The following is a 26,483-nucleotide window of genomic DNA, read 5'->3' as shown; positions in this document are numbered from 1 at the left end:
GCCCTCGGAATCGGTGTGAGATAAATGGGGCAGGATTATACATGATCTGAGCGCCGGGCGCGGCGCACTCAGCGTTCGTGGATGACGTCCATGGGGTAGAAGCGCCCGGCCTGGGCATCGCGGATGCGGCGCAGCACCAGCGGACTTCTCAGGCGACCCTCGCGATCCAGGGCCTCGACCTCCTCGAGGGTGAGCCAGTGCACGGCCCGGATCGCCGGGTCCAGCTCGCTGCCCAGGTGGGCCAGCGCCATGCCGAAGAAGGCGTGGCTGTGGAAGGTCTTGCCATCCGGCGCCCGGTAGACGTACATCCCCAGGTAGTCGCTGAGGCCGACCCGCCAGGCGGTCTCCTCGGCCACCTCGCGCAGGGCGGCGTCGAGGATCTTCTCATCCGGCTCCAGGTGGCCGGCGGGCTGATTGAAGAGGGTGGTGGGCCCGCCGCGCTCCTCCTCCACCATCAGGAAGGCGCCGGCGCGCTCCACCACGCAGGCCACGGTCACATAGGGCTGCCAGCGGCTCATCGTCTACCGCCTCGCGTGGCGGGCTGGCGGCGCGGGGCGCGGCCCTGACCCGGCCTGCCGCGAGGCGATGGGGCCGGAGCATGCAGGGTCTCGCGGCGCCACTCCCCGGGGGCCAGGCCGTCGAGGCGCCAGGGGCCAATGGCCACGCGCACCAGGCGCAGGGTGGGGTGGCCGACGTGGGCGGTCATCCGTCGGACCTGGCGATTGCGCCCCTCGCTGATGGTGATCTCCAGCCAGGTGGTCACCGGGTGGCGCCTGGGGTCCAGCGGCGGGTCGCGTTCCGGCAGGCCGCTCACCTCCAGGCGGCGCACCTTGGCCGGCTTCGTCATGCCGTCACCGAGCGCGACGCCCTGGCGCAGCGCCTGCAGGGCGGCGTCATCGGGCTCGCCCTCCACCTGGACCCGGTAGGTCTTGGGCTGCTTGTGGCGCGGGTGGCTGATGCGGTGGATCAGCTCGCCGTCGTCGGAGAGCAGCAGTAGCCCCTCGGAGTCGTGATCGAGGCGCCCGGCCGGGTAGATGCCGGGCACGCCGATGACGTCGGCAAGCGTCGCGCGACGCTCGCCGTCCACGCCGGCCCGGTCGGTGAACTGGGACAGCATGCGGTAGGGCTTGTGCAGTAGATAGAGGGTGCTCATGGGACAAGCTTACCGGCAAGCGGGGCAGGATGGCAGGGGGCGGCGCGTCAGCCTTATTACTCATGCGCCGGCTCGGGCAGGCTGATATAATGCGCCCGCTCGCCGGGAGCGCCCTCGTCGTTCCGGGACCTGCCGAGACTCCGCCACCGGGTCGATGCCGAGCGCATCCCCGCACGATCCTCACAGTGGTGGAGCACACCGGGTCCCCCGCTCCAGACATCGTGAGCGCGCGCTACCGATCCAGTTTCATGCCACCGCAGTGACCAGAGAGATCAACGCCAATATGTCCAAAACGCCGAAGATTATCTACACGCTGACCGACGAAGCGCCGGCCCTGGCCACCTTTTCCCTGCTGCCGATCATCGATGCCTATACCGACTCCGCGGGCATCATCGTGGAGACCCGCGATATCTCCCTGGCCGGCCGCATTCTCTCCCAGTTTCCCGAATACCTGACCGAGGCGCAGCAGGTCGGCGACCACCTGGCCGAGCTGGGCGAACTGGCCAAGACCCCCGAAGCGAACATCATCAAGCTGCCCAACATCAGCGCCTCGGTGCCCCAGCTCAAGGCGGCCATCCGCGAGCTGCAGGCCCAGGGTTACAAACTTCCCCACTATCCCGATGAGCCCACCACCCAGGTGGAGCGTGACATCAAAGCGCGCTACGACCGCATCAAGGGCAGTGCGGTGAACCCGGTGCTGCGCGAGGGCAACAGCGACCGCCGCGCGCCCAAGTCCGTGAAGAACTATGCCCGCAAGTACCCCCATCGCATGGGCGAATGGAGCGCCGACTCCCAGTCCCACGTGGCCTGCATGAGCGAGGGTGACTTCTACGGCAGCGAGAAGTCCGCCACCCTGGCCGCCGAGGGTTCGGTGAAGATCGAGCTGGTTGGAAAGGACGGCACCACCACCGTGCTCAAGGAGGCGACCCCGGTGCTGGCCGGCGAGGTGATCGACGGCGCGGTGATGAGCCACCAGGCGCTCACGGCCTTTATCAAGGAGCAGATCGCCGACGCCAAGGAGAAGGACGTGCTCTTCTCCCTGCACCTCAAGGCCACCATGATGAAGGTCTCTGACCCGATCATGTTCGGCATCGTGGTGGAGGAGTTCTATCGTGACGTGCTGGAGAAGCACGCCGACACCCTGGCGAAGGTCGGTTTCGATGCCACCAACGGCATCGGCGATCTCTACGCCACCATCGCGCAGCTGCCCGTCGAGACGCAGGAGGCGATCAAGGCCGATATCGAGGCCCTCTACGCCGAGCGTCCGCGCCTGGCCATGGTCGACTCCCACAAGGGCATTACCAATCTCCACGTGCCCAGCGATGTGATCATCGACGCCTCCATGCCGGCGATGATCCGCGACTCCGGCAAGATGTGGGGTGCCGATGACGCCCTCCACGACACCAAGGCGGTGATCCCGGATCGCTGCTACGCGACCATCTACCAGGCGGTGATCGAGGACTGCAAGGCCAACGGCGCCTTCGATCCGACCACCATGGGCAGCGTGCCCAATGTGGGTCTGATGGCCCAGAAGGCCGAGGAGTACGGCTCCCACGACAAGACCTTCCAGATCCCGGCGGATGGCACCGTGCGCGTGACCAGCGAGGCCGGCGAGGTGATCTTCGAGCACGCCGTGGAGAAGGGCGATATCTGGCGCATGTGCCAGACCAAGGACGCGCCGATCAAGGACTGGGTCAAGCTCGCCGTGACCCGCGCCCGCGACAGCGAGACCCCGGCGGTGTTCTGGCTCGATGCGAATCGTGCCCACGACGCCCAACTGATCAAGAAGGTCGAGGCCTACCTGGCCGAGCATGACACCAGCGGCCTGGACATTCGCATCATGTCCCCGGTGGAGGCCATGAAGTTCTCCCTGGAGCGCATCCGTCGCGGCGAGGACACCATCTCCGTCACCGGCAACGTGCTGCGCGACTACCTGACCGATCTCTTCCCGATCTTGGAGCTGGGCACCAGCGCCAAGATGCTCTCCATCGTCCCGCTGATGAACGGCGGCGGCCTGTTCGAGACCGGCGCCGGCGGCTCTGCGCCCAAGCACGTCCAGCAGTTCCTCGAAGAGAACCACCTGCGTTGGGACTCCCTCGGCGAGTTCCTGGCCCTGGCCGCCTCCCTGGAGCACCTGGGCAAGACCTTCGACAACCGCCGCGCGCTGGTGCTGGCGAAGGCGCTGGACGAGGCCAACGGCAAGTTCCTCGACAGCAACAAGTCACCGTCGCGCAAGGTCGGCGAGCTGGACAACCGCGGCAGCCACTTCTACCTGGCCATGTACTGGGCCGAGGCCCTGGCGGCGCAGGACGAGGATGCCGAGCTCAAGGCGCTGTTCACCAGGCTGGCCGAGGAGTTCAAGGCCAAGGAGGAGGTGATCATCGAGGAGCTCAATGCGGTGCAGGGCCAGGCCGTGGACATCAAGGGCTACTACCACCCTGACCGTGAGCTGACCGAAGCGGCCATGCGCCCGAGCGCGACGTTCAACGCCGCCCTGACCCTGGTTTCCAAGGACTGAGCGGTCAAGGGCTGAGCGGCCTCTCGGCGCCGTTGATGCCGAGAAGGCCGTAGCGCCGGCAGCCGCGCGTGCATCGGCCCCTGCCTGGGTGACGGGCAGGGGCCGTTGCGTTGAGGCCTGGCGCTGCGTTGAAGCGCAAGATGAACCCCGCCGGCCGGGCGACGTCTAAACGTCCTGACCTGCCCGCTAGCCGGCCCGTGAAACGAGTAGTCTCCCGCTATGTGGCAACGACAGATATGGTGCAGCATGACCCGCCCTCCGGGGACCGACGAGGAGGGCGACCTGGCGGTGCAGAGCGCCGAGCCTGCGCTGGCGCGTCCGCCGATGTACAAGGTGGTATTGCACAACGACGACTTCACCCCCATGGAGTTCGTGGTGGAGGTGCTGCAGACCTTCTTTCATATGGACAGCGAGACCGCGGTGCAGGTGATGCTGGCGGTGCATACGCAGGGCAAGGCGACCTGCGGCATCTTCACCCGCGATATCGCGGAAACCAAAAGCCATCAGGTCAATCAATACGCTAGAGAGTGCCAACATCCGCTGCTCTCGGACATCGAGGCGGCGGACTGACTCCCCCCGGACATGGTCGCGACGGGTGGTCACCGCCCGCCGTTGGCAGCAAGGCTTGCAACGGCGGCGTTTGTGCCCGATGTTGATGATGCCGGATGACGAAAGATCCGACGCAATGCCCTGGGCGGCAAGAAGGGGACTGCCATGCTGAGCAAAGAACTTGAACTGACCCTGAACACGGCCTTTACCGTAGCGCGTTCCAAGCGGCACGAGTTCATGACCGTGGAGCACCTGCTGCTGGCGCTGCTGGACAACGCCTCGGCGGCCGATGTGCTGCGTGCCTGCGGGGCCAACCTCGACAAGCTGCGCTCCGACCTGCAGGACTTCATCAATTCCACCACGCCGCTGATTCCCGAGGATCAGTCAGACCGCGAGACCCAGCCGACCCTGGGCTTCCAGCGCGTCCTGCAGCGGGCGGTCTTCCACGTGCAGTCCTCCGGCAAGAGCGAGGTCACCGGCGCTAACGTGCTGGTGGCGATCTTCTCCGAGCAGGAGAGCCAGGCGGTCTACTTCCTGAAGCAGCAGAATGTTGCGCGGGTCGATGCCGTCAACTATATCGCCCACGGCATCTCCAAGGTGGCCGGGCACGGTCCGAGCCCCTCGTCGTCCCCCTCGGAGTCCGAGGAGAGCGAGGAGGGGGGCAGTGAGCACGGGGCCAACCCGCTCACCGCCTATGCCACCAACCTCAACGAACAGGCCCGCATGGGCAAGATCGACCCGCTGATCGGTCGCGAGCACGAGCTCGAGCGGGTGGTGCAGATCCTCGCTCGGCGGCGCAAGAACAACCCGCTGCTGGTCGGCGAGGCCGGCGTGGGCAAGACCGCCATCGCCGAAGGGCTGGCCAAGCGCATCGTCGAGGAGGACGTGCCCGAGGTGATCAGCGATGCCGTGGTCTATTCGCTGGATATGGGCGCCCTGCTCGCTGGCACCAAGTACCGCGGCGACTTCGAGAAGCGCCTCAAGGGGCTTTTGGCGGAGCTGCGCAAGCAGCCCAACGCCATCCTCTTCATCGACGAGATCCACACTGTGATCGGCGCCGGTGCCGCCTCGGGCGGGGTGATGGACGCCTCCAACCTGCTCAAGCCGCTGCTCTCCTCCGGTGAACTGCGCTGCATCGGTTCCACCACCTTCCAGGAGTACCGCGGGATCTTCGAGAAGGATCGCGCCCTGGCACGGCGCTTCCAGAAGGTCGACGTGCCGGCTCCCTCGGTGGAGGACACCATCCGCATCCTCAAGGGGCTGCGTTCGCGCTTCGAGGAGCATCACCGGCTCAAGTACACCGATGCGGCCCTCGAGAGCGCCGCGAGGCTCGCGGACCGCTACATCAGCGACCGCCACCTGCCGGACAAGGCCATCGATGTGATCGACGAGGCCGGCGCCCATCAGCGCCTGCTGCCGCCGGAGGTGCGCATCGACACCATCGACACCGCCCAGGTGGAGGCGGTGGTCGCCTCCATCGCGCGGATTCCGCCGAAGAGCGTCTCCAGCTCCGACCGCAAGCTGCTCGAGAACCTCGATCGCGACCTCAAGATGCTGGTCTTCGGCCAGGACGAGGCGATCGACAGCCTCGCGGCGGCGATCAAGCTCTCCCGGGCCGGGCTCAAGGCGCCGGACAAGCCGGTGGGCAGCTTCCTGTTCGCCGGCCCCACCGGGGTGGGCAAGACCGAGGTGGCCCGCCAGCTGTCGAAGATCATGGGGATCGAGCTGGTGCGCTTCGACATGTCCGAGTACATGGAGCGTCACACGGTGTCGCGGCTGATCGGCGCCCCGCCGGGCTACGTGGGCTACGATCAGGGTGGCCTGCTGACCGAGGCGATCACCAAGCATCCGCACTGCGTGCTGCTGCTCGACGAGATCGAGAAGGCGCATCCCGAGGTCTTCAACCTGCTGCTACAGGTGATGGACCACGGTCGTCTGACCGACAACAACGGCCGCGAGGCGGACTTCCGCCACGTGATCCTGATCATGACCTCCAACGCCGGGGTCGAGCAGGCCACGCGGCGCTCCATCGGTTTCCAGCATCAGGACCACTCCACCGATGCCATGGAGGTGATTCGCAAGACCTTCTCACCGGAGTTCCGCAACCGCCTGGACGGCATCATCCAGTTCCACGCCCTGCCCGCCTCGGTGGTGCGCAGCGTGGTGGACAAGTTCCTGGTGGAGCTGCAGGCGCAGCTCGACGAGAAGCGGGTGCAGCTGGATGTGGACCTGGCGGCCAGGGACTGGCTGGCCGAGAAGGGCTACGATCCCGACATGGGCGCCCGCCCGATGGCGCGGCTGATTCAGGAGAAGCTCAAGAAGCCGCTGGCGGAGATGATCCTGTTCGGCGAGCTGTCGGAGCACGGCGGCGTGGTGCACGTCACCGTGGAGGAGGGCGAACTCCATCTCTCCACCGAAGCGGAGCTGGCCGACGCGCCCTGACGGCCGACACCCGCACACGACGCAGCGCCCTGTCGATCGACGGGGCGTTGTCCTGTGCGGCTGGCGTCGGGCTTGGGGAGGCTCGACCGCGGCTCAGCGGGAGCGGTAGACGATGCGACCCTTGGTCAGGTCGTAGGGAGTCAGCTCCACCTTGACCTTGTCGCCGGTCAGGATGCGGATGTAGTTCTTGCGCATCTTGCCGGAGATGTGCGCGGTGACCACGTGGCCGTTTTCCAGCTCGACGCGGAAGGTGGTGTTGGGGAGGGTGTCGACGATGACGCCTTCCATTTCGATATGGTCTTCACGTGCCATATAGGCGGTTCCTCGCTGATGGATATGACGCTCGGCAGGGCGCTGCCGCCCTGAAAGAATAGCGCGATATTGTGCCGCATGCCGGCCGACATGGCAAAGCATCGCACTCGGCGGCGGGAGGTCAGGCGGGAATCAGGCGCCGCCAGTGGCGGCCCTCGAGCATCTCCAGAGGCTGGAACGCCTGCTTGTAGGCCATCTTGCGGCACTCGCGTATCCAGTAGCCCAGATAGACATGGGGCAGGCCGCGGCGACGCGCCTGTTCCACCAGGGTGAGCACCGCGAAGGTGCCCAGGGAGCGCCGCTCCAGTGCGGGGTCGGGGTCGAAGAAGGTGTAGATGGCCGACAGGCCGTGCTCGAGCTGGTCGAAGGCCGCGACGGCCACCAGCCGGCCCGCGAGGCGGAACTCCAGCAGCCGAGCATACTCCTGATCCAGGGTCAGGAAGGTGCGGTACTGCTCGTGGCTCGGCGGGTACATGTCGCCGTCGGCGTGCCGGGTGCGGATATAGTGGGCATAGAGGCCGTAGTGTTCCGGGTCGAAGATCGCCGGTCGCAGGTGCAGGGTCAGGTCGGCATTGCGCCGGATCAGCCGGCGCTGGCTGCGGTTCGGGGCAAACTCCGCCACCGGTAGGCGCACCGAGATGCAGGCGCTGCAGCCTTCGCAGTGGGGGCGGTAGAGATGGCGGCCGCTGCGCCGGAAGCCGAGCAGTGCCAGGGAGTCGTAGACGCCCTGCCCGGGCGACTCCTGGGGGTCGAGGAACAGGGTCGTTGCCTCGCGCCCGGCCAGATAGCTGCAGGCATGGGGCACGGTCAGGAAGAAGCGTAGATCCCGGACGGGCTGGCGGGGGGCGTTGCTGCTCACGACGACTCTCTCCGGCTCCTGGTGGCGTTCACTGGCGGCCCCCCGGGGGGCTCGCCGATGGCTTCGAAGGACCAGCAGGCCGGGGTGAAGGATAGGCCGTCGGGCTCCACATCCTGGGGCTTGCCCAGCCACTTCTCAAGATAGCCGATGAACTCGGCGCGGGCGATATCCCGGGCGCCGAGGCTTGCCAGGTGGGCGGTGTGCATCTGGCAGTCGATCAGCCGCCCGCCGCCCGACGACATGGCCCGGGCCAGGTGCACCAGGGCCACCTTGGAGGCGTCCGCCACCCGGGTGAACATCGACTCGCCGAAGAAGGCCGGTCCCAGCGCGACGCCGTAGAGGCCGCCCACCAGGCGCTCCCGTTGCCAGACCTCGACGGAGTGTGCCGCCCCCAGGGCGTGAAGCCGGACGTAGGCCGCACGCATCTCGTCGGTGATCCAGGTGCCTGGCTGCCCGGCACGCGGCTCGGCGCAGGCGGTCATCACGGCGTCGAAGGCGCGGTTGGCGGTGATCGTGAAGCCGGCGTGGCGCAGCCGCTTGGCGAGGCTGCGACGCACCCTGAGCTCCTCCGGGAAGAGCACCATGCGCGGGTCCGGGCTCCACCACAGGATCGGCTGATCGTCCCCGTACCAGGGAAAGATGCCGCGGCGGTAGGCGGCCAGCAGCCAGCCGGGATCGAGGGCGCCGCCGGCGGCCAGCAGACCGTCGGGGTCGCGCAGGGCCGCCGTGACGGGCGGGAAGCGGATCGGGCGCTCGAGCAGCCAGGGCACCATCGGCGGGCATCCAGCAGTAGGGGAGGCCAGTGTGCCGCCCGCGGCGCCTCGGCTCAAGGCGTTCGGGCCACTGTGATGGGCGGGCCTGGCTCGGTATGATTGGCGCCAATCAACTGGAAGACGCCAGCGGTGGCGCAAGGGGGATGACCACTTGAGTGTCAACAAGAAGTCCTCGCCGCGTCGAGTGAGCGCGGCCCAGGCCAGGGAGACGGCCAGGCGTTTCGGCGTGAAGCTGCAGGGCTCGGCGCGGGAGGGGGTGGCCATCGTGCTGCTGGCCGGCTGCGTTTTCCTGCTGCTGGCCCTGTTCAGCTTCGAACCCGGTGATCCCGGCTGGTCGCGCAGCGGGCCCGAGACCCACATCGACAACTGGATGGGGGCGGTGGGGGCCTGGCTCTCCGACGTGCTCTACTCGCTGTTCGGCGCCAGCGCCCTGTGGTGGCCGGCCATGCTGGGCTATGCCGCCTGGCGGCTGCTGCGGGCCCGCCAGGGGATCGTCCTGGAGTGGGACGCCACGGCGCTGGCGGTGCGCGGAGGCGGCCTGGTGCTGGTGCTGCTCGGCACCACCACCATGGGCGCGCTGCACTTCTATCGTCCCCCGGCAGAAACGGTGCTGCCCTACTCCTCGGGGGGCATCCTCGGCGAGGGGCTGGTGGGCGCCCTGGTGCCCCTGGTGGGCTCCGGCGGCACCGGCCTGGCGGCGCTGGCGGCGCTGCTCTGCGGTCTGCCGCTGCTGACCGGCCTCTCCTGGCTCTCGGTGATGGACGAGCTGGGGCTGCGCGCCCTGCGCGTGTGGAGCTGGCTGGCGGAGCGCTTCGCCTTTTCCCGTGAGCCGGCCTATGAGCGCGTCGAACCGGATGCGGCAGGGTCGGCCGGGGAGGACACCGCCGAGCCGATGGCCGAGGCGGAATCGGCGGCGCCCACCGAGGAGGGGGCGAGCCGCCGCTCCCGCTGGTGGCAGCGGCTGCTGCCCGGCGGCCGCTCCCGTGAGCCCGAGATCGATCTCCAGGCCGCCGGCCGTCGCGAGCCCGGTTTCGGCAACGACGGTGACACCGAGATCCCCTGGGAAGTCCCCGAGAAGACCCCCTCGGCCAAGCAGCCGGGAGCGGCCTACAGCGATCGCTCGCCGGGCGGCGTGCCGGGGGCCGGGGGAGTGGCCGGTGCGGCCGCCGTGGCCGCCAGCGCGGCCAGTGCCGCGACCGAAGGCGCCTCGGCTGGTGGGGTGGCCCGCGCCGACGGCCCCGCGCCGACGGCTCCGGCGGCACGGCCTGGCGCCGCCAGGCCCGACGACGAGGCGACGGCAGCAACGGCGGCGACACCCGCCGGCCAGGCCCCCGAGCCCCGAACGACGGCGGCGGCACCCACCGGCCAGGCCTCCGAGCCCCTAACGCCGGCGGCGACACCCGCCGGCGAGGCCAGCACGCCTCGCAGGCCGGAAACGGTGCCCGAGCCGATGCTTCCCGACGATGATGAGCCCGCCGCCGCCTGGGAGGGCCCCTCGCTGCGGGCGAGCCGCCATGAAGCGCCGGCCTCCGCCGAGGCGTTCCGGGAGGAGGGCGCCACGGCCTCTCCCGAGCCTTCCCCCCGCGACGAACCCGTCGACCCGCTGCGCGCCGCCGAGCCGGAGATGCCGCCCGCCCGTGCCTCCTCTGCGGCCTCGCCGCACCCCCTGCGCGAGAGCGGCCGTCGCGAGCCTGGCCTGGTGGACTGGCAGGAGATCGACTGGGACGAGACGGATGACGATGAGCCGAGGCTCGCCTGGGACGAGCCCGAGCAGGTCGACAGTGCGGACCGTGCGGACAGCGCCGTGGAGCCCCCCCGGCCACCCGCGCCGGAGGCCCCGGCCCAGCGCAGCGCAGCGCTGCAGCCGCCGGAGCCGGAGGAGTTCGAGGAGGCCTTCGATGGCGACGCGCAGGGCAGCGATGCTACGCCGCGCCTGGCCACCGCCGAGCAGGCCCGGGAGGCCGCCGACGAGTCCGGCATGCGGCTGTGGACCGTGGAGCACCTGCAGAGCCAGCGTCCGGTGCTGGACGAGCTGCCGGAGCCCGAGGGCGAACTGCCCAGCCTGCGCCTGCTGACGCCACCGGAACCCCAGCAGCAGAACTACACCGGTGACCAGCTGGCCGAGATGGCCGAGCTCCTAGAGGTGCGGCTGCGCGAGTATGGCGTCAAGGCCGAGGTGGTCGACACCTGGCCGGGGCCGGTCATCACGCGCTTCGAGATCAAGCCTGCCGCCGGGGTGAAGGTCTCCAAGATCAGCAACCTGGCCAAGGACCTGGCGCGCTCGCTGATGGTCAAGAGCGTGCGGGTGGTGGAGGTGATCCCGGGCCGCCCCACGGTGGGCATCGAGATTCCCAACCCACACCGCGCCATGATCCGCCTGCGCGAGGTGATCGACTCCGACCGCTACCAGCAGGCCGATTCCGCCCTGACCCTGGCGCTGGGCCAGGACATCGGCGGCGGCCCGGTGGTGGCCAACCTGGGCAAGATGCCCCACCTGCTGGTGGCCGGTACCACCGGCTCGGGCAAGTCGGTGGGCGTCAACGCCATGCTGATCTCCATGCTGCTCAAGGCCACGCCCGAACAGCTGCGGCTGATCATGGTCGACCCCAAGATGCTCGAGCTCTCCGTCTACGACGGCATCCCGCACCTGCTGGCGCCGGTGGTGACCGACATGAAGGAGGCGGCCAACGCCCTGCGCTGGTGCGTGGCCGAGATGGAGCGTCGCTACAAGCTGATGGCGACCATGGGGGTGCGCAACATCGCCGGCTTCAACGCCAAGCTCGACGAGGCGGAGCAGGCCGGCGCCCAGGTGGCCGATCCGCTGTGGGAGCCGCAGCCCTGGGAGATGCACCAGGCGCCGCCGGTGTTGGAGAAGCTGCCCTATATCGTGGTGGTGGTCGACGAGTTCGCCGACATGTTCATGATCGTCGGCAAGAAGGTCGAGGAGCTGATCGCCCGCCTGGCCCAGAAGGCGCGGGCCGCCGGCATCCACCTGATACTCGCCACCCAGCGCCCCTCGGTGGACGTGGTCACCGGCCTGATCAAGGCCAACATCCCCACGCGGATGGCCTTTCAGGTCTCCTCGCGGATCGACTCGCGCACCATCCTCGACCAGGGCGGCGCCGAGAACCTGCTGGGCCACGGCGACATGCTCTACCTGCCGGCGGGCTCCGGCCTGCCGACCCGGGTCCACGGCGCCTTCGTCGACGACGACGAGGTGCACCGGGTGGTGGAGGACTGGAAGCGCCGCGGCGAGCCCGAGTATATCGAGGAGATCCTCTCCGGCGGGGTCTCCGCCGAGGCGCTCACCGGCCTCGAGGCCGAGGGCGTCGGTGACGGCGACGATGCCGAGCAGGATGCCCTCTACGACGAGGCGGTGCAGTTCGTCATCGACTCGCGCCGAGCGTCGATCTCGGCCGTGCAGCGCCGCTTCAAGATCGGCTACAACCGCGCGGCGCGCCTGGTGGAGGCCATGGAGATGGCCGGTGTCGTCTCCACCATGGGGACCAACGGCTCCCGCGAGGTGCTGTCCCCGCGAGCGGGGGGCGACTAGCAGCGCGCCCGCCACCGACGCGGGCGTCTCCCCTGGGAGACGCCCCCCTTCAACCATGCAACCAGCATGAAAGCGCCGGCAGGCCTGCAACCCGCCGGCGTCCATACAGTCCGAGTGACAGGATTCCAGTTGGAACCGTCCAGGGAGACAGAGCACCATGATAGTGAAGAAGACCCTTGCCGTTATCACCATGACCCTGGCCATGCCGCTCGCGGCCCTGGCCAGCGAAGGGGCGGATCGCCTGACCCGCATGCTCGAGCCGCTGCAGACCTTCGAGGCGCGCTTCGAGCAGCAGATCCTCGACGCCAGCGGCGAGCGTCTCCAGGAAGCCCACGGCCAGATGTGGCTCGCGCGTCCCGGCAAGTTCCGCTGGGAGGTGGAGGCTCCCTACCAGCAGGAGGTGATCTCCGACGGCCAGGAGGTGATGCTGCACGACCCCGACCTGGAGCAGGCCACCATCCAGGCCCTGGATCATCGCGTCACCCATACCCCGGCCCTGCTGCTCTCCGGCAGTGCCAGCGACCTGGTCGACAGCTATGACGTGACTCGCCAGCAGCAGGGGGGCGCCGAGACCTTCACCCTGCTGCCCAAGTCGGCGGATACCCTGTTCGAGGAGCTGAAGATGACCTTCCGCGGTGAGCTGCTGACCACCCTGCAGATGACCGACAGCACCGGGCAGCGCACCGCCATCGAGTTTCGCGATGCCACCATGAACCAGGCCATCGACGACAGCCGCTTCGTCTTCGATATCCCCGAGGGCACCGATGTGATCCGCGATACGCAGTAATCCCGGGCTACGCCCGGAGCTGTAAGCTATAAGCTTTCCTGATTACGTACGACGCTCAGCTGTGCTACGAAAGCCATCGAAAAATCCTTAATTTTCAAAAATATATGATCATCACTGCATTGGAGGTGCCGGTCTGGGTCAAAATTCACGATGTGGGTTTTTCTCCGCATGAGCTTGAATCGTAGGCGTTTAGGTGGCAAATCCTCCAGCGTGGTTGAGTTTAATGCGTAATCAGGAAAATGTTGGCACGTCTATCGCGTTCCGGTGAGCTGACGCCGGTATGGGTCCCCACGCCGGAGCAGGAGGCGGTGCGCGACCTGACGCGGGCTCGCTGTGGAACTGCTCGTGAGTGGCATGCGCCTGGTAGCGCTGGATCACCGCCTGCGGTGCCTCGTCCAGGCTGGTCCACCAGCCTTCCAGTTCATAGTCCGGTTCGATCAGCAGCTGGCCATCGCGATCGGCGGTGCGCTCGACCAGGCGCATCACACGCTTGACGACGTATTCGACCTTGTCGTCATCGCGGATTGAGACGGTCTGCGTCCACAGCGCCTGGCGCTTACCCGGGCGCAGCTCCTCCCAGTAGTCCCCGGCCACGGCCAGCCAGGTGGCCAGGTCTTCCTTGGCCGAGCGGCGCGGGTTCCACTTGACGAGATAGTCCAGCACGCGCCCGTCCTCGGCGCAGGCCCGGCGTTGCTGTTCAAGCAGCGCCAGATGCGCCTGGCTGTCGAAGCCGCTGTCCTCACGCAGCAGGAGGGGCTGTTCGGTCAGGCCCTGGGCGCGGGGCAGCACCCGCTCCAGGAAGGCGTTGCTCTCCTTCATGGTGTGCTGCTTGCCGGGACGCAGTTCCAGGCCCAGACACCAGCCTTCATTGCCCAGATAAGCGGCGATCGGGGTGTAGCCATCGACCTTCTGGTAGGTCCGCGAGACGCCTTCCTTCTTGGAGTTGCTGTTGTCCATGACGAAGGTGTCGATGTCCAGGCAGACGTGTGTCGTCTCGGCGGTGATCGGTGCCTTGGCCAGCGACAGCAGCGTCGTGGACCAGGACGCGGTACTCTCCTGAAGCCCTTGGGTGGCGAGCTTCTCCAGGCGTTGGCGCAGCGTCGCCGTGCTGGGCACCTTGTGCAGGTTGAGCAAGTGCTTGAACGATTTGTCCTGACGGAAGTTCTCGATGGCATCGAAGTCACTCATGCCCAGACACAGCAGCCCCAGATAGGCCTTGACGATGTCACTGTTACGCACTCCTTGCGAGATGGGGAAGCGACTGTCGAGGCTGTCGATACCGGCCATCTCGACGCACTGGCCGATGATCGAGAGGCCGGCATGGCTGGTGAGGGTACGACCACTGGCGCGGAACTGGATGTTGGGCATGGTACGCTACGGGTGAAGGGCTGATTTGACGATATTACCATGCAGGTCAGCGGGTTAGGAGCGTTTTTTGGTGCCGGGTTCACGGATTCAGGTAGGGTAGATGCTTTCGTTGGAGCATCTTGAGAGAAGACAAAGCATAGGAGTTCAATAATGAACAACAGTGAAATGACCGAAAAGCCTATCAAATGGGTACATCATTGGTCTGATGAGCAGATCAGAAAGCTGGTGGATCAGGAAGTTGGGCTGCTAGATCCTCGTATTTACTCAGACCAGGATCTGTATGAGATTGAGCTTGAAAGAGTCTTTGCTCGTTCCTGGCTGCTTCTTGGGCATGAGGGGCACATTCCCAAAGCTGGTGACTACATCACAACTTATATGGGTGAAGATCCTGTTATCGTCGTTCGGCAGAAAGATGGGAGCATCAAGGTCTTCCTGAACCAGTGTCGGCATCGTGGTATGCGAATTGAGCGTTCGGATTTCGGAAACGCAAAATCATTCACCTGTACATATCACGGCTGGGCCTACGATACCGCCGGAAATCTAGTCAACGTCCCCTTCGAGAAAGAAGCCTTTTGTGACAAGAAAGAGGGTGACTGTGGGTTCGACAAGGCCGATTGGGGACCGCTGCAAGCGCGTGTGGATACCTATAAAGGTTTGATTTTCGCCAACTGGGATGAAGAGGCCCCGGATCTGCTCACCTATTTGAGTGACGCAACCCCCTATATGGATGTAATGCTCGATCGGACCGAGGCGGGTACCGAGGTTATTAGTGGCATGCAGAAAACGGTAATCCCATGTAACTGGAAATTTGCCGCCGAGCAGTTCTGCAGTGATATGTACCACGCAGGCACGATGTCGCATCTGGCAGGGGTGGTATCCAGCCTTCCGCCCGACGTGGATCTGTCTCAGGTGAAGCTGCCGTCAACCGGCAACCAGTTTCGAGCCAAATGGGGTGGGCACGGAACCGGTTGGTACAACGATGATTTCGCGCTCCTTCAAGCCATTATGGGGCCCAAAGTGGTCGATTACTGGACCAAAGGGCCTGCTGCTGAGCGTGCTCAGCAACGGTTGGGGATCCCAGCTAACCGGATGGTTACACAGCACATGACAATTTTCCCGACCTGTTCATTCCTTCCCGGAATCAACACCGTCCGTACTTGGCATCCGCGCGGGCCCCATGAGGTCGAGGTATGGTCCTTCATTGTAGTGGATGCCGATGCACCGGAGGAAATTAAGGAAGAGTATCGCAGGAAGAACATTTTCACCTTCAACCAGGGTGGAACCTATGAGCAGGACGACGGCGAAAACTGGGTAGAAGTTCAAGGAGTGCTGCGGGGTTATAAAGCGAGAAGTCAACCCTTCTGTGCTCAGATGGGTGCCGGCGTACCGAATAAAAATAACCCAGAGTTTCCTGGAAAGACTAGCTACGTCTATAGCGAAGAGGCCGCGCGAGGATTTTATCACCACTGGACTCGTATGATGTCTGAGCCGAGCTGGGAAACCCTGTGGCCGAAGGACTAAAAGCACCGAAAAGGTGATCGCATTCTCTATTTACTGTCGCTTGTGTAGCTAGGGAATGCGAAAGCGGGTTGAGGCGGTGAAAGATAAACGACTCATCCTTGCGGATTTTAGTCTAGCTGAAATCCAAAGGCATCGGTTCCAAGTCAGGGGTTCGCTTTGCTTAAAGACTAAGTCTGGTGCCGGCGCCTAAAAGAAAGATAGAAGGATTATAAAATGTCAAATAATGATCTTACTAAACCGATCGAATGGCCACTGAAACCCGTTGATCGTGAGCTGCAATATGCGGTGGAACAGTTCTATTATCGCGAGTCCCAGTTGCTTGATTACCAGAAATACGATGAGTGGCTGGGGTTGATGACCGAAGATATTCGGTACTGGATGCCGCTTCGAACCAATCACACCACCCGGGACAAGGCTCTGGAGTACATTCCTCCAGGAGGCAATGCCCACTTCGACGAAGATTATGCGAGCTTACGGGCGCGCATCCGCGGAAGGTTGTCAGGCTTGAACTGGACCGAAGATCCTGCTTCCCGCAGTCGGCACATTGTCACCAATGTGATCGTCCGTGAAACAGAGGATGCCGATACGTTGGAGGTTAGTTCCGCGTTCCTTTGTTACAGAAACCGACTGGAGCGTATGACGGACATATATGTTGGTGAGCGCAGAGATATTTTGCACCGTGTGCCCGATGGGTTCGGTTTCAAGATTTCTCGACGGACAATCCTATTCGACCAGAGTACGGTTACTGCTAACAATCTTAGCCAATTCTTCTGATTGATATAACGCACCCGCCATTCATCCATAAGACCCCAAACATGGGTTCTTATGGGTGAATTTTATTAATTCCTACCTGTAAATTGAGTCGCGGATCAAATCAAGTGTTAGGAGACAATAAAGAAATGACATTTTCCGTAGCATGTAAGGTATCTGACATTCCCGTTGGTGAGGCCCTGAAGGTTGAAGGTAGCGAGGGAGCTATCGCGATTTTCAACGTCGATGGTGAGCTGTTCGCGACACAGGATAGATGTACTCATGGAGATTGGTCCTTATCTGAAGGGGGCTACCTCGAAGGTGACATCGTCGAATGCTCTCTGCATATGGGTAAGTTCTGTGTACGCACGGGCAAGGTAAAAGCGGCACCTCCATGTGATCCGCTCAAAATGTTTCCGTTAAAAATCGAGGGCGATGATGTCCTCGTTGATTTTGACGCCGGGTATTATGCGCCATGAGTAAATCAATTGTTATTATTGGCGCCGGGCTTGCCGGGGTAACTGCGGCTCGCTGTCTGCGCACTGAAGGGTATCAGGGGACGATTCACCTAATAGGAGAAGAACCTTGTATTGCCTATGATCGACCGTGTCTGTCCAAGGAGCTCCTGGCGGGAAAAGTGAACGAGCCGGCGGCGATCCTGGGGCCTGACTGGAGTAAGTCAGCTAACATAACGCTCCATCTGGCGGAGCGTGTGACTGGAATTGATATCGCAAACCGGCAGGTTCGCTTGCAGTCCGACGGTCACATTCCCTACGACTATGTACTCTTGGCAACGGGGTCACGCGCAAGGCGCATCCAGGCTGAGGGCAGCAATCTGCCGGGCATCCATACACTGCGAACATACGAAGATGCCAACAGGCTGAAGGATTCACTGGCAACGGCCAAGTCCCTGGTAATCGTTGGTGGCGGCCTGATCGGATGTGAAGTGGCAACCACCGCTATTGGTTTTGGTACCAATGTCACCGTTTTGGAGTGTGGGGACGAACTGCTGTTACGTGTTCTAGGCCGTGAAACTGGCGAGTGGTGCCGTAACGAATTGGAACGTTTTGGCGTTCATGTCGAGCGAAATGCGCAGGCTTTGCGTTTCGAAGGCGACGAGCGGGTGCGTGCGGTTGTGTGCACCGATGGTCGACAAATTGAAGCTGACACCGTTCTGGTAAGCATCGGGGCCGAGCCGGCCGATGATCTCGCTCGCGCAGCCGGTATTGAGTGTCAACCGGGTGGTGGTGTACTCGTCGATGCCACTGGGAAAAGCTCAGATCCCAGCGTGTTCGCAGCTGGGGATGTGGCTGCCTGGCCACTGAGATCGGGTGAGCGGCGCTCACTTGAGACATACCTGAACAGCCAAATAGAGGCGGAAACTGCCGCCCTCGCTATGTTGGGCAAGCCCCAACCCTCGCCTCAGACCCAAACCTCCTGGACTGAAATTGCAGGGCACAGACTCCAGATGGCAGGTGATATTAACGGCCCAGGCGAAATTGTTGTGCGCAATAACGAACAGAGTAGATCCCGTCTGTTGTTCAGGGTCCTGGATAACCGCGTGGAAGCGGCCATAGCCATTGATGATCCGCGAGATTTTTCGATTGCAAGCCGTCTGGTGACGCGAGGTGTTCCTGTTTCCACGCCAGAGTTGGCTGATCCTCAATTCAGTCTGAGGGACTTTTTGAAGGCTAAGGCATAGCGACGCCGAGCGAGATTAATTTTGAAGGTCTACAGGATTTTCAATTAGGAAGCCTATTTATGAAATTACAAGATGAAGTAGTCTTTATTACCGGGGGTGCGTCAGGGTTGGGTCGTGCCCTGGTAGATAGATTCGTTAAGGAAGGTGCCAAGGTCGCAGTTTTCGATAAATCTCCGGATCGAGTTCGCCAGCTGGAGCAAGAGCACGGTAAAGCAGTGGTATCGATTGCCGGTGATGTGCGTTCTTTGGAGGATCTGAAAAGAGCGGCCACCCAATGTGTTGACACGTTTGGAAAAATCGATGTGTTAATACCCAATGCGGGTATATGGGATTACAACATGCCGCTTGTCGATTTACCGGAAGATAATATCGACAAGGCGTTTGATGAATTATTTCAGATTAATGTAAAGGGCTATATTCTCGCTGTAAAGGCTTGCCTGCGGGCTCTCGTTGCCAGTCGTGGCAGCATTATATGTACGATTTCAAATGCGGGCTTTTATCCCAATGGCGGTGGACCTCTATATACGGCTACAAAACACGCGGTTGTCGGCCTGGTACGTGAACTTGCATTTGAGTTGGCACCCTACATACGCGTTAATGGTGTTGGCGTTGGCGGGATGAATACGAGCCTGTCAGGGCCAGGTTCATTAGGTATGAACGAGAAATCCATATCTGAAATCCCGTTGGGGGAAATGTTGGAAAGCGTACTACCAATCGGTCGTATGCCCGATGTTGATGAGTACACAGGGGCTTATGTGTTTTTCGCCACAAGAGGGGATTCCGCACCCGCTACTGGTGCACTGTTAAACTATGACGGTGGCATGGGTGTCCGTGGGCTCTTTTCTGTGGCTGGAGGTAATGACCTCCTTGACAAGCTCAATATCGAATAAATCGAATAAGGAGATATAAATGGGTATCAAAAGCCTGGGCTACATGGGGTTCTCTGTAAGCGATGTGCAAGCGTGGCGCTCCTATCTCACCAAGAAAATCGGATTGATGGAGGTTAATGGCTCTGATGAGAAAGCCTTATTTCGTATGGATTCAAGGGAGTGGCGAATAGCGATAGAAAAAGGTGACTCTGACGACCTCGAGTTTGCAGGCTATGAAGTGGCTGATTCTAAGGCATTGAGGCTAATGACGGAACGGCTACGTGAAGCAGGGGTCCAGGTCAAGACTGGCGACACTGAACTGGCAGAAAAACGTGGCGTGATGGATTTGATCTCATTCAATGATCCATTTGGGATGTCCTTGGAGCTTTACTATGGGGCCACAGAGTTATTTGAGCAGCCTTTTATCTCTAGCGCTGGTGTCAGCGGGTTCGTTACCGGAGAGCAAGGAGCGGGACATTATTTCTATGCGGTTCCAGATATTGAGAAAGGCCTGTCGTTTTACACGGAACTGTTAGGCTTTCAGTTATCCGACGTAATCGACATCGCGATGGGCCCGGATATTACTGTGCGAGGTTATTTCCTTCATTGCAATGGTCGCCACCACACCCTGGCTATCGCCGAGGCCCCGTTACCCAAGAGGGTTCACCATTTCTTGCTGCAAGCCTTGACGCTTGATGATGTAGGTTATGCCTACGACCGACTCGATGGTTCGTCAGACAAATTAACCGACTCTAACCTTCGGGCTGAGGAAAGTGACAACAATACATCTAGCATGATCACTGCGACGATCGGACGTCACGTTAACGACCACATGGTCTCATTTTATGCTGAAACACCATCCGGGTTTGAGCTTGAATTTGGTTGGGGTGCTCGCGATGTGAAAGACCCCTCTTGGGTAGTGACGCGCCATAACCGAACCGCCATGTGGGGCCATAAGTCAGTACGAAGAAAATAACAGCTTCTACTAACGGGAATTGGCAGAGATAAAATAAAAATGAAGGTAAAAATAAAAAAAATATCTGCTATTGCAGGCTTGATGATGATCTCCGGAAATGTTCTGGCGGTCAGTGACGTATTGAGATTTGTTGGACATGGTCCAATTTCCGCAGCGATGGGCGGGGCCGCGACTGCCTTTGATGTGGGTGCAGCGGGCATGATGACAAACCCCGCGACCCTCTCTTTGATGGGGCAGGGTTCTGAGATTCATGTAGGATTCGATGTTGTGCTGACCGACATCAAGGCTAAAGACCAAGCCACAGGGGAAGTCTCATCCTCCGATGATCGTTCAAAAAACCGCGGCCCATACGCTGCTCCACAATTAGCCTACACCTATCACAACGGCCCTCTGGTGCTTGGTGTTGGCGCCTTTGCCCAAGGTGGGGTAGGGACAGAGTACGGTAATGACGGTTTTCTCTCCCGCGCCAGTGGGGGGCTTGATACGGGGCTCGAGTCTTCCAGTCGGCTGCTTACCATGAATATCCCGTTTGCTGCCAGCTATGAGGTTAATGACCAGCTTATAGTAGGGGCCAGCGTGGATGCCCTGTGGCAAGGCCTGAACCTTGAAACGTTGTTGGGGGCGGATCAAGTGGGCTCGCTTATAGGGTCTGGTCGCGCGGGAGGTTCACTGTTGCCTGTACTTGGAAGTTTGCCCGACCTTCGTGGCGCGCATTTTAGCTTTTCAAGAACCCACCCGGTTGCAAGTGGTGTCGATGCCTGGGGTTATGGAGGGCGTGTAGGTATGATCTACAAGTACAGCCCGGATACCCGGATAGGCGTTGCTTATTCCATGGAGAGCCATATCGGGGATATGAAGGGTGATGGCGTTCTGACGGCGGTTGATGCAGTGGCAGGACAAATAGCGCTGCCTGGAACGGTTAAAATTCGGGACTTTCAAACACCCGCGCAATTGAATCTGGGGATAAGCCACCAGGTTGGTAGCCAGTGGTTGCTGGCGGCTGACCTCTCCCGGATCTTCTGGAAGGATGCAATGAAAGATATCGATGTTGCTTTTGAGGCGGATACTGGCCAAAATATCGATATTCTCCTTCCGCAGAATTATAAAGATCAAACAGCGCTTTCGCTAGGTGCTGCCTATATGACGGGAAAGTGGACGCTGCGAGGCGGTGTCAGATTTGCGACTCAGGCGCTACGCTCAGATACATTACTTGCGGTTATTCCTGCTATTCCTAATACTTTCGGGTCTCTGGGGTTTTCTTATCAATGGTCAAAGGCAAGTAAAGTGGACTTTGCCTGGACCCACTCCTTTGAAGAGACGATGGAGAACTCTAGGCTGCCTAACACTTCTGACCCAATAAGGGCTAAGCATTCCCAAGATAGTTTTGGTTTAGCTTACACTTATAGATTTTAAATTTCCCTCGGCTTGGATAGAACAAGGAGGTTCTATCGATAGTGTATGTAATTTATTCGAGATACTCCGGATCGAGTTGCATATATCTTCTTTGGGATAGCGGTTGTAAGAATCTATGTGCGCCTTCTGAAACCTAGTGACCCAATATTTCGAAAAATGAGGAATGAGAGATGACGAACCCTGAAATCGGTAAGAGCGTTGTAGCGGCAGGTATCCAAACCAATTACCACGACGTTGGAGAAGGATACCCGGTAATACTGGTTCACGGCTCTGGACCGGGTGTGACTGCCTACGCTAATTGGCGCCCTAATATTCCATATCTAAGCCAGTTCTATCGTGTTATTGCGCCCGATATGGTTGGATTCGGCTATACCGAACAACCTGAGGGCTATGAATTTTCCCTGGATAATTGGGTCCAGCACATCATCGGTGTTATGGACGCTTTGAATATTCAAAAGGCTCACATCGTAGGTAATTCTTTTGGGGGGGGGCTCGCGATTGCTACCGCTCTGAGGTATCCGGAGCGAGTGGGTCGTTTGGTCCTGATGGGCGCAGCTGGCACTAAGTTCAAGCTCACAGAGGGCCTGGATGCAGTCTGGGGTTACCAACCGTCTATAGAGAATATGCGCAAGCTTCTCGATCTCTTCGCTTATGACCGTTCCCTGGTGAGCGATGAATTAGCAGAGGTGCGATATAAAGCAAGTATTCGCCCTGGGGTTCAGGAGTCATTCGCAAGTATGTTCCCTGCCCCACGCCAGCAGTGGATAGACTCGTTAGCCAGCTCTGACGAAGAGCTTAAAAGTCTTTCCAATGAGGCATTGATTATTCATGGAAGAGAGGATCGGGTTGTCCCGTTATCCAGCAGCTTGCACTTGGCTGAAGTCATAGATCGTGCGCAGTTGCATGTTTTCGGTCGCTGTGGGCATTGGACACAAATTGAACATACAGATCGATTCAACCGTCTCGTAGCTGACTTCTTTAATGAGATCAACGAGTAGTATGCTGAATTTTGTGGGTAGATAGAATCGGGTGCCTTTGATGCAAGCGTTAATAATAATTCGGATTTGTATTGATGCAGTTATTGAAGGCGCCGATTTGAAATCAAATTTCTTCAGGCGAGGAAATGGGGGGGTGAGGAATAAATATGTGTTCTAGTGCCAGTGACAGGATTGCAAAGGAACTTTTTTCTGCGTACCAGAGCTCTACGCCGATACAGAGTATTACGGATCGATATCCAGAGCTAACTGTCCAAGATGCATACCAAATACAGAAACTATTTCTTGCTAAGAGGTTAGCGCTAGGTGAGCGAGTTATTGGAAAAAAAATAGGCGTTACCAGTCAGGCTGTCATGGACATGCTGGGTGTGAATCAACCCGATTTTGGCCAGCTGACGGACCGCATGGTGATCAACCAGGGCGAGTCGATTGCCATGAAATCTCTGATCCAACCGAAAGCGGAAGGTGAAATCGCCTTTGTTCTGAAGCGGGATCTGAACGGTCCCGGTGTCACCGTCGCTGATGTGCTTAGGGCCACCGAAGGTGTGATGGCGTGTTTTGAGATTGTCGATTCACGAATTCGCGACTGGAAGATTCGGATTCAGGACACGATCGCGGATAACGCGTCGTGTGGCGTGTTCGTACTTGGTGATCGCCTGGTGGATCCCCGTAATCTGGACCTGTTCACAACCGGTATGGTGCTGGAAAAAAACGGCCGGATCGTGGGTACGGGCGCAGGTGCAGCCACCATGGGGTCTCCGGCGATTGCGGTTGCCTGGTTGGCCAACACCCTTGGCCAGCTGGGAATGTCGCTGAAGGCCGGTGATGTCATTTTGTCCGGCGCTTTGTCCGCCATGGTGCCGGTCAATGCGGGTGACAATTTGCGGATGACGCTGGCGGGTATTGGAAGCTGCTCCGTGCGATTCGAGTAACTATAAGCAACAGGAAAAATTCATGAGCAAGAAAATCAAGGCAGCGATCATCGGCTCGGGCAACATTGGCAGCGACCTGATGATCAAAATCCTGCGCAATGGCAAGCATATTGAAATGGGCGCCATGGTCGGTATCGACCCGGAATCCGACGGCCTGGCCCGCGCCGCACGTATGGGTGTCGCCATCACCGCCGAAGGCGTGGACGGCCTGGTGAAAATGCCGGAATTTGCCGACATCGACATTGTGTTTGATGCCACCTCCGCCGGCGCCCACCGCCACAACGAAGTGTTCCTGCGGGGCCACAAGGAAAACATCAAGATCATCGACCTGACGCCGGCGGCCATCGGCCCCTACTGCGTACCGGTGGTGAACCTGGAGCAGAACCTGCACGAAGGCAACGTCAACATGGTCACCTGCGGTGGCCAGGCGACAATTCCCATGGTTGCAGCGGTCTCCCGGGTCGCCAAGGTGCACTACGCCGAAATCGTGGCGTCCATTTCATCGAAATCCGCCGGCCCCGGCACCCGCGCCAACATCGATGAGTTCACCGAAACCACCTCCAAGGCCATCGAAGTGGTCGGTGGTGCCCAGAAGGGCAAGGCCATCATTATCCTGAACCCGGCCGAGCCGCCCCTGCTGATGCGCGACACCGTCTACGTGCTCTCCGATGCCGCCGACCAGGCGGAAGTGGAAGCCTCGGTGGAAGAAATGGTCAAGGCCGTCAACAGCTACGTGCCCGGTTATCGCCTCAAGCAGAAAGTGCAGTTCGACGACATCCCCGAAGACCAGCCCATGAACGTCCCGGGCCTGGGCCGCTTCAGCGGTCTAAAGACCTCGATCTTCCTGGAAGTAGAGGGCGCCGCCCATTACCTGCCGGCCTATGCCGGCAATCTGGACATCATGACCTCCGCGGCTCTCGGCACCGCCGAGCGCATCGCCGAATCGCTGGTCAACTGAGGAGGAACGAACAATGACATTCAATCCCGGCAAGAAACTCTACATCTCCGACGTGACCCTGCGGGACGGCAGCCACGCCATCCGTCACCAGTACTCCATCAAGAACGTGCAGGACATTGCACGGGCCCTGGACAAGGCCAAGGTGGATTCCATCGAAGTGGCCCACGGTGATGGCCTGCAGGGCTCCAGCTTCAACTACGGCTTCGGCGCCCACACCGATCTGGAGTGGATCGAAGCGGTCGCTGAAGTCATCGAACACGCCAAAATCGCCACCCTGCTGCTGCCCGGCATCGGCACCGTCCACGACCTGGACAACGCCTACAACGCCGGCGCCAGAATCGTACGGGTTGCCACCCATTGCACCGAAGCGGATGTCTCGAAGCAGCACATCGAACACGCAAGAAAGCTGGGCATGGACACCGTGGGCTTTCTGATGATGAGCCACATGCAGACCCCGCAGGGCCTGGCGGAGCAGGCCAAGCTGATGGAAGATTACGGTGCTACCTGCCTCTATGTCGTCGACTCCGGCGGCGCCATGAACATGAACGACATCCGTGACCGCTTCCGGGCGCTAAAAGACGTGCTCAAGCCGGAAACCGAAACCGGCATTCACGCCCACCACAACCTGGCGTTGGGTGTGGCCAACTCCATCGTGGCGGTGGAAGAGGGCTGTGACCGCGTTGACGCCTCCCTGGCCGGCATGGGCGCAGGCGCCGGCAACGCGCCGCTGGAAGTCTGTGTGGCTGCCTTCGACAAGATGGGCTGGGAGCACGGTACCGACCTGTACGCCCTGATGGATGCTGCTGACGACATCGTGCGCCCACTGCAGGACCGCCCGGTGCGCGTTGACCGCGAAACCCTGGCCCTGGGCTACGCCGGTGTGTACTCCAGCTTCCTGCGCCACTCCGAAGTGGCGGCGCAGAAGTACGGCCTGAAGCCCGTGGACATTCTGGTGGAGCTGGGCAAACGCCGCATGGTGGGGGGGCAGGAAGACATGATCGTGGATGTGGCGCTGGATCTGCTGGCCGCCCAAAAGAAGCAGAATGCATGAGCAAGACATTACCTGATTACGCATAAAGCTCAGCCATCCTCAGGAACCGGTACGGCATCGGCGGCGTTCGGGCGGTGGCCGTGAGAAAGCGCGGGATCATGGCCTTGAGGTCATAGCGCCGATTGAAGCGATACTCGAGCTCGGCGGCCAGGTAGCGCGGGGCGTGCTGCCCGCATATGGCATGATAGGTACCGGTGATCGCGTTCTTGAGGTTACCGAGCAGCGTGTTGACCCAGTTGAACTCCGGGTTCGCCACGCTGGCACGCCCACCGCCGGTGATATGGCGCACATGAGGATAGGGAGGCGCATCGAAGGCCCGGAAGCTCCCGAGTCCGTCGCTGCTCACCTGACTGCCAGGCACAACGGCATGTCGGGCATGCGACGGATCCCGGTCAGGGTAAAACCACTCGCTCGGCGCAGCTGAACCCGCTGTGGGTGGCCCTCCTCATTGGTTTGCAAGGCGGCGATGAAGGGGAACTTGTGATCAGCGCCGCGCCCGCGCTTTTCCGGCCGCTCACCGCCCAGGTAGGCGTCATCGATCTCAATCCGCCCTGAGAGCCGCTCACCCTGGTTGCGCTCGTACATGACCTGCAGCAGCTTGTGCTTGAGCTTCCAGGCCGTGTTGTAGCTGACACCGAGCTCCCGGGACAGCTGCAGCGCCGAGATGCCGCTCTTGCGCTGGGTGAGCAGGTAGATCGCCAGGAACCAGGTGGTCAGCGGCAGATGCGTGCCATGGAAGATGGTACCGGCGGTCAGCGAGGTTTGATGATGGCAGCGATGGCATTGGTAGAGCCCACGCGAGAGTTGGCAGAAGGTCGTGTTGCCGCAGTCAGGACAGACGAAGCCCCTCGGCCAGCGATGCCGAAAGAGCGCCTCCCGGCATTGCCCTTCCGTGCCGTACTGACCCAGGAAGGCCGGCAGTGACAGGCCGGGCTGGAACTGGATGGGATTGCGAGCCATGGCATTATCTCCTTGACTGTCCGTATGATTCCAGGATAGACC

At 61.3% G+C, this 26,483-nt stretch carries 21 protein-coding genes and 2 pseudogenes; 16 read left to right on the top strand and 7 right to left on the bottom strand.

Annotated features, from left to right (window positions below; genetic code table 11):
• Window positions 1-68: 68 nt before the first annotated feature.
• Entirely contained in the window at window positions 69-518 is a 450-nt protein-coding gene (locus DER72_RS01475; protein WP_110068231.1) for an NUDIX domain-containing protein, read from the bottom strand.
• Window positions 515-1,153, bottom strand: a complete 639-nt coding sequence (locus DER72_RS01470; RefSeq protein WP_110068230.1) for a pseudouridine synthase — start codon at window positions 1,151-1,153, stop codon at window positions 515-517. The genes DER72_RS01475 and DER72_RS01470 overlap by 4 nt, the downstream gene beginning before the upstream one ends.
• 283 nt (window positions 1,154-1,436) lie before the next feature.
• Here DER72_RS01470 and DER72_RS01465 point away from each other — a divergent pair, with 283 nt between their 5' ends.
• The 3 genes from DER72_RS01465 to clpA all read left to right on the top strand — a co-directional run bounded on the left by DER72_RS01465 (window position 1,437) and on the right by clpA (window position 6,662).
• The gene (locus tag DER72_RS01465; protein ID WP_110068229.1) at window positions 1,437-3,671 is read left to right on the top strand and encodes an NADP-dependent isocitrate dehydrogenase; all 2,235 of its coding nucleotides are present in this window, start codon (window positions 1,437-1,439) and stop codon (window positions 3,669-3,671) included.
• Between the two features lie 246 nt (window positions 3,672-3,917).
• Window positions 3,918-4,241: an ATP-dependent Clp protease adapter ClpS gene (clpS, locus tag DER72_RS01460; protein ID WP_110068228.1), complete on the top strand. Its 324-nt coding sequence runs from the start codon at window positions 3,918-3,920 to the stop codon at window positions 4,239-4,241.
• Between the two features lie 144 nt (window positions 4,242-4,385).
• The gene (gene clpA / locus DER72_RS01455) at window positions 4,386-6,662 is read left to right on the top strand and encodes an ATP-dependent Clp protease ATP-binding subunit ClpA (RefSeq protein ID WP_110068227.1); all 2,277 of its coding nucleotides are present in this window, start codon (window positions 4,386-4,388) and stop codon (window positions 6,660-6,662) included.
• Between the two features lie 93 nt (window positions 6,663-6,755).
• Here clpA and infA read toward each other — a convergent pair whose 3' ends face one another.
• The 3 genes from infA to aat all read right to left on the bottom strand — a co-directional run bounded on the left by infA (window position 6,756) and on the right by aat (window position 8,606).
• Window positions 6,756-6,974 (bottom strand): translation initiation factor IF-1, encoded by a 219-nt coding sequence (gene infA / locus DER72_RS01450; RefSeq protein ID WP_027961652.1) that lies wholly within the window; start codon window positions 6,972-6,974, stop codon window positions 6,756-6,758.
• Between the two features lie 121 nt (window positions 6,975-7,095).
• The gene (locus DER72_RS01445; RefSeq protein ID WP_110068226.1) at window positions 7,096-7,833 is read right to left on the bottom strand and encodes an arginyltransferase; all 738 of its coding nucleotides are present in this window, start codon (window positions 7,831-7,833) and stop codon (window positions 7,096-7,098) included.
• Window positions 7,830-8,606, bottom strand: a complete 777-nt coding sequence (aat, locus tag DER72_RS01440) for a leucyl/phenylalanyl-tRNA--protein transferase (RefSeq protein WP_110068225.1) — start codon at window positions 8,604-8,606, stop codon at window positions 7,830-7,832. The genes DER72_RS01445 and aat overlap by 4 nt, the downstream gene beginning before the upstream one ends.
• Before the next feature lie 151 nt (window positions 8,607-8,757).
• Here aat and DER72_RS01435 point away from each other — a divergent pair, with 151 nt between their 5' ends.
• Complete coding sequence (locus DER72_RS01435; RefSeq protein WP_110068224.1) at window positions 8,758-12,159, top strand: DNA translocase FtsK; 3,402 nt, start codon at window positions 8,758-8,760, stop codon at window positions 12,157-12,159.
• A 157-nt stretch (window positions 12,160-12,316) separates the two neighbouring features.
• Complete coding sequence (gene lolA, locus DER72_RS01430) at window positions 12,317-12,946, top strand: outer membrane lipoprotein chaperone LolA (RefSeq protein WP_110068223.1); 630 nt, start codon at window positions 12,317-12,319, stop codon at window positions 12,944-12,946.
• Window positions 12,947-13,333: 387 nt separating this feature from the next.
• Here lolA and DER72_RS01425 read toward each other — a convergent pair.
• Window positions 13,334-14,314, bottom strand: a pseudogene (locus DER72_RS01425) (IS1380 family transposase); the annotation flags it as partial.
• 150 nt (window positions 14,315-14,464) lie between these two features.
• Here DER72_RS01425 and DER72_RS01420 point away from each other — a divergent pair.
• The 11 genes from DER72_RS01420 to dmpG all read left to right on the top strand — a co-directional run bounded on the left by DER72_RS01420 (window position 14,465) and on the right by dmpG (window position 25,481).
• A complete protein-coding gene (locus tag DER72_RS01420; RefSeq protein WP_110068222.1) occupies window positions 14,465-15,835 on the top strand; it encodes an SRPBCC family protein in 1,371 nt (456 codons plus the stop codon).
• 213 nt (window positions 15,836-16,048) lie between these two features.
• The gene (locus DER72_RS01415; protein WP_110068221.1) at window positions 16,049-16,609 is read left to right on the top strand and encodes a 3-phenylpropionate/cinnamic acid dioxygenase subunit beta; all 561 of its coding nucleotides are present in this window, start codon (window positions 16,049-16,051) and stop codon (window positions 16,607-16,609) included.
• A gap of 125 nt (window positions 16,610-16,734) precedes the next feature.
• Complete coding sequence (locus tag DER72_RS01410; RefSeq protein ID WP_110068220.1) at window positions 16,735-17,064, top strand: bifunctional 3-phenylpropionate/cinnamic acid dioxygenase ferredoxin subunit; 330 nt, start codon at window positions 16,735-16,737, stop codon at window positions 17,062-17,064.
• Window positions 17,061-18,287: an NAD(P)/FAD-dependent oxidoreductase gene (locus DER72_RS01405; RefSeq protein ID WP_110068219.1), complete on the top strand. Its 1,227-nt coding sequence runs from the start codon at window positions 17,061-17,063 to the stop codon at window positions 18,285-18,287. Before DER72_RS01410 ends, DER72_RS01405 begins: the two co-directional genes overlap by 4 nt.
• Window positions 18,288-18,346: 59 nt before the next feature.
• The gene (bphB, locus tag DER72_RS01400; RefSeq protein ID WP_110068218.1) at window positions 18,347-19,177 is read left to right on the top strand and encodes a cis-2,3-dihydrobiphenyl-2,3-diol dehydrogenase; all 831 of its coding nucleotides are present in this window, start codon (window positions 18,347-18,349) and stop codon (window positions 19,175-19,177) included.
• Between the two features lie 19 nt (window positions 19,178-19,196).
• The gene (gene bphC, locus DER72_RS01395; protein WP_110068217.1) at window positions 19,197-20,132 is read left to right on the top strand and encodes a biphenyl-2,3-diol 1,2-dioxygenase; all 936 of its coding nucleotides are present in this window, start codon (window positions 19,197-19,199) and stop codon (window positions 20,130-20,132) included.
• A 39-nt stretch (window positions 20,133-20,171) separates the two neighbouring features.
• Window positions 20,172-21,545, top strand: coding sequence for an OmpP1/FadL family transporter (locus DER72_RS01390; RefSeq protein ID WP_219983215.1), 1,374 nt, complete (start codon window positions 20,172-20,174; stop codon window positions 21,543-21,545).
• Window positions 21,546-21,715: 170 nt separating this feature from the next.
• A complete protein-coding gene (locus tag DER72_RS01385; protein ID WP_110068215.1) occupies window positions 21,716-22,543 on the top strand; it encodes an alpha/beta fold hydrolase in 828 nt (275 codons plus the stop codon).
• 146 nt (window positions 22,544-22,689) lie between these two features.
• Window positions 22,690-23,472 (top strand): 2-oxopent-4-enoate hydratase, encoded by a 783-nt coding sequence (gene dmpE, locus DER72_RS01380; RefSeq protein WP_110068214.1) that lies wholly within the window; start codon window positions 22,690-22,692, stop codon window positions 23,470-23,472.
• A 22-nt stretch (window positions 23,473-23,494) separates the two neighbouring features.
• A complete protein-coding gene (locus tag DER72_RS01375; RefSeq protein WP_110068213.1) occupies window positions 23,495-24,430 on the top strand; it encodes an acetaldehyde dehydrogenase (acetylating) in 936 nt (311 codons plus the stop codon).
• A 13-nt stretch (window positions 24,431-24,443) separates the two neighbouring features.
• The gene (gene dmpG / locus DER72_RS01370; RefSeq protein WP_110068212.1) at window positions 24,444-25,481 is read left to right on the top strand and encodes a 4-hydroxy-2-oxovalerate aldolase; all 1,038 of its coding nucleotides are present in this window, start codon (window positions 24,444-24,446) and stop codon (window positions 25,479-25,481) included.
• A 16-nt stretch (window positions 25,482-25,497) separates the two neighbouring features.
• On the opposite strand, the pseudogene DER72_RS01365 reads toward dmpG, so the two are convergent.
• A pseudogene (locus DER72_RS01365) lies at window positions 25,498-26,441 on the bottom strand (IS1595 family transposase).
• Window positions 26,442-26,483 lie beyond the last annotated feature (42 nt).

The organism is Halomonas sp. A11-A (assembly GCF_003182195.1).
GTDB classification, from domain to species: domain Bacteria; phylum Pseudomonadota; class Gammaproteobacteria; order Pseudomonadales; family Halomonadaceae; genus Halomonas; species Halomonas alkalicola.
Note: the sequence above shows the minus strand (reverse complement) of the source record. Positions and strands in the feature narration are given on the sequence as shown.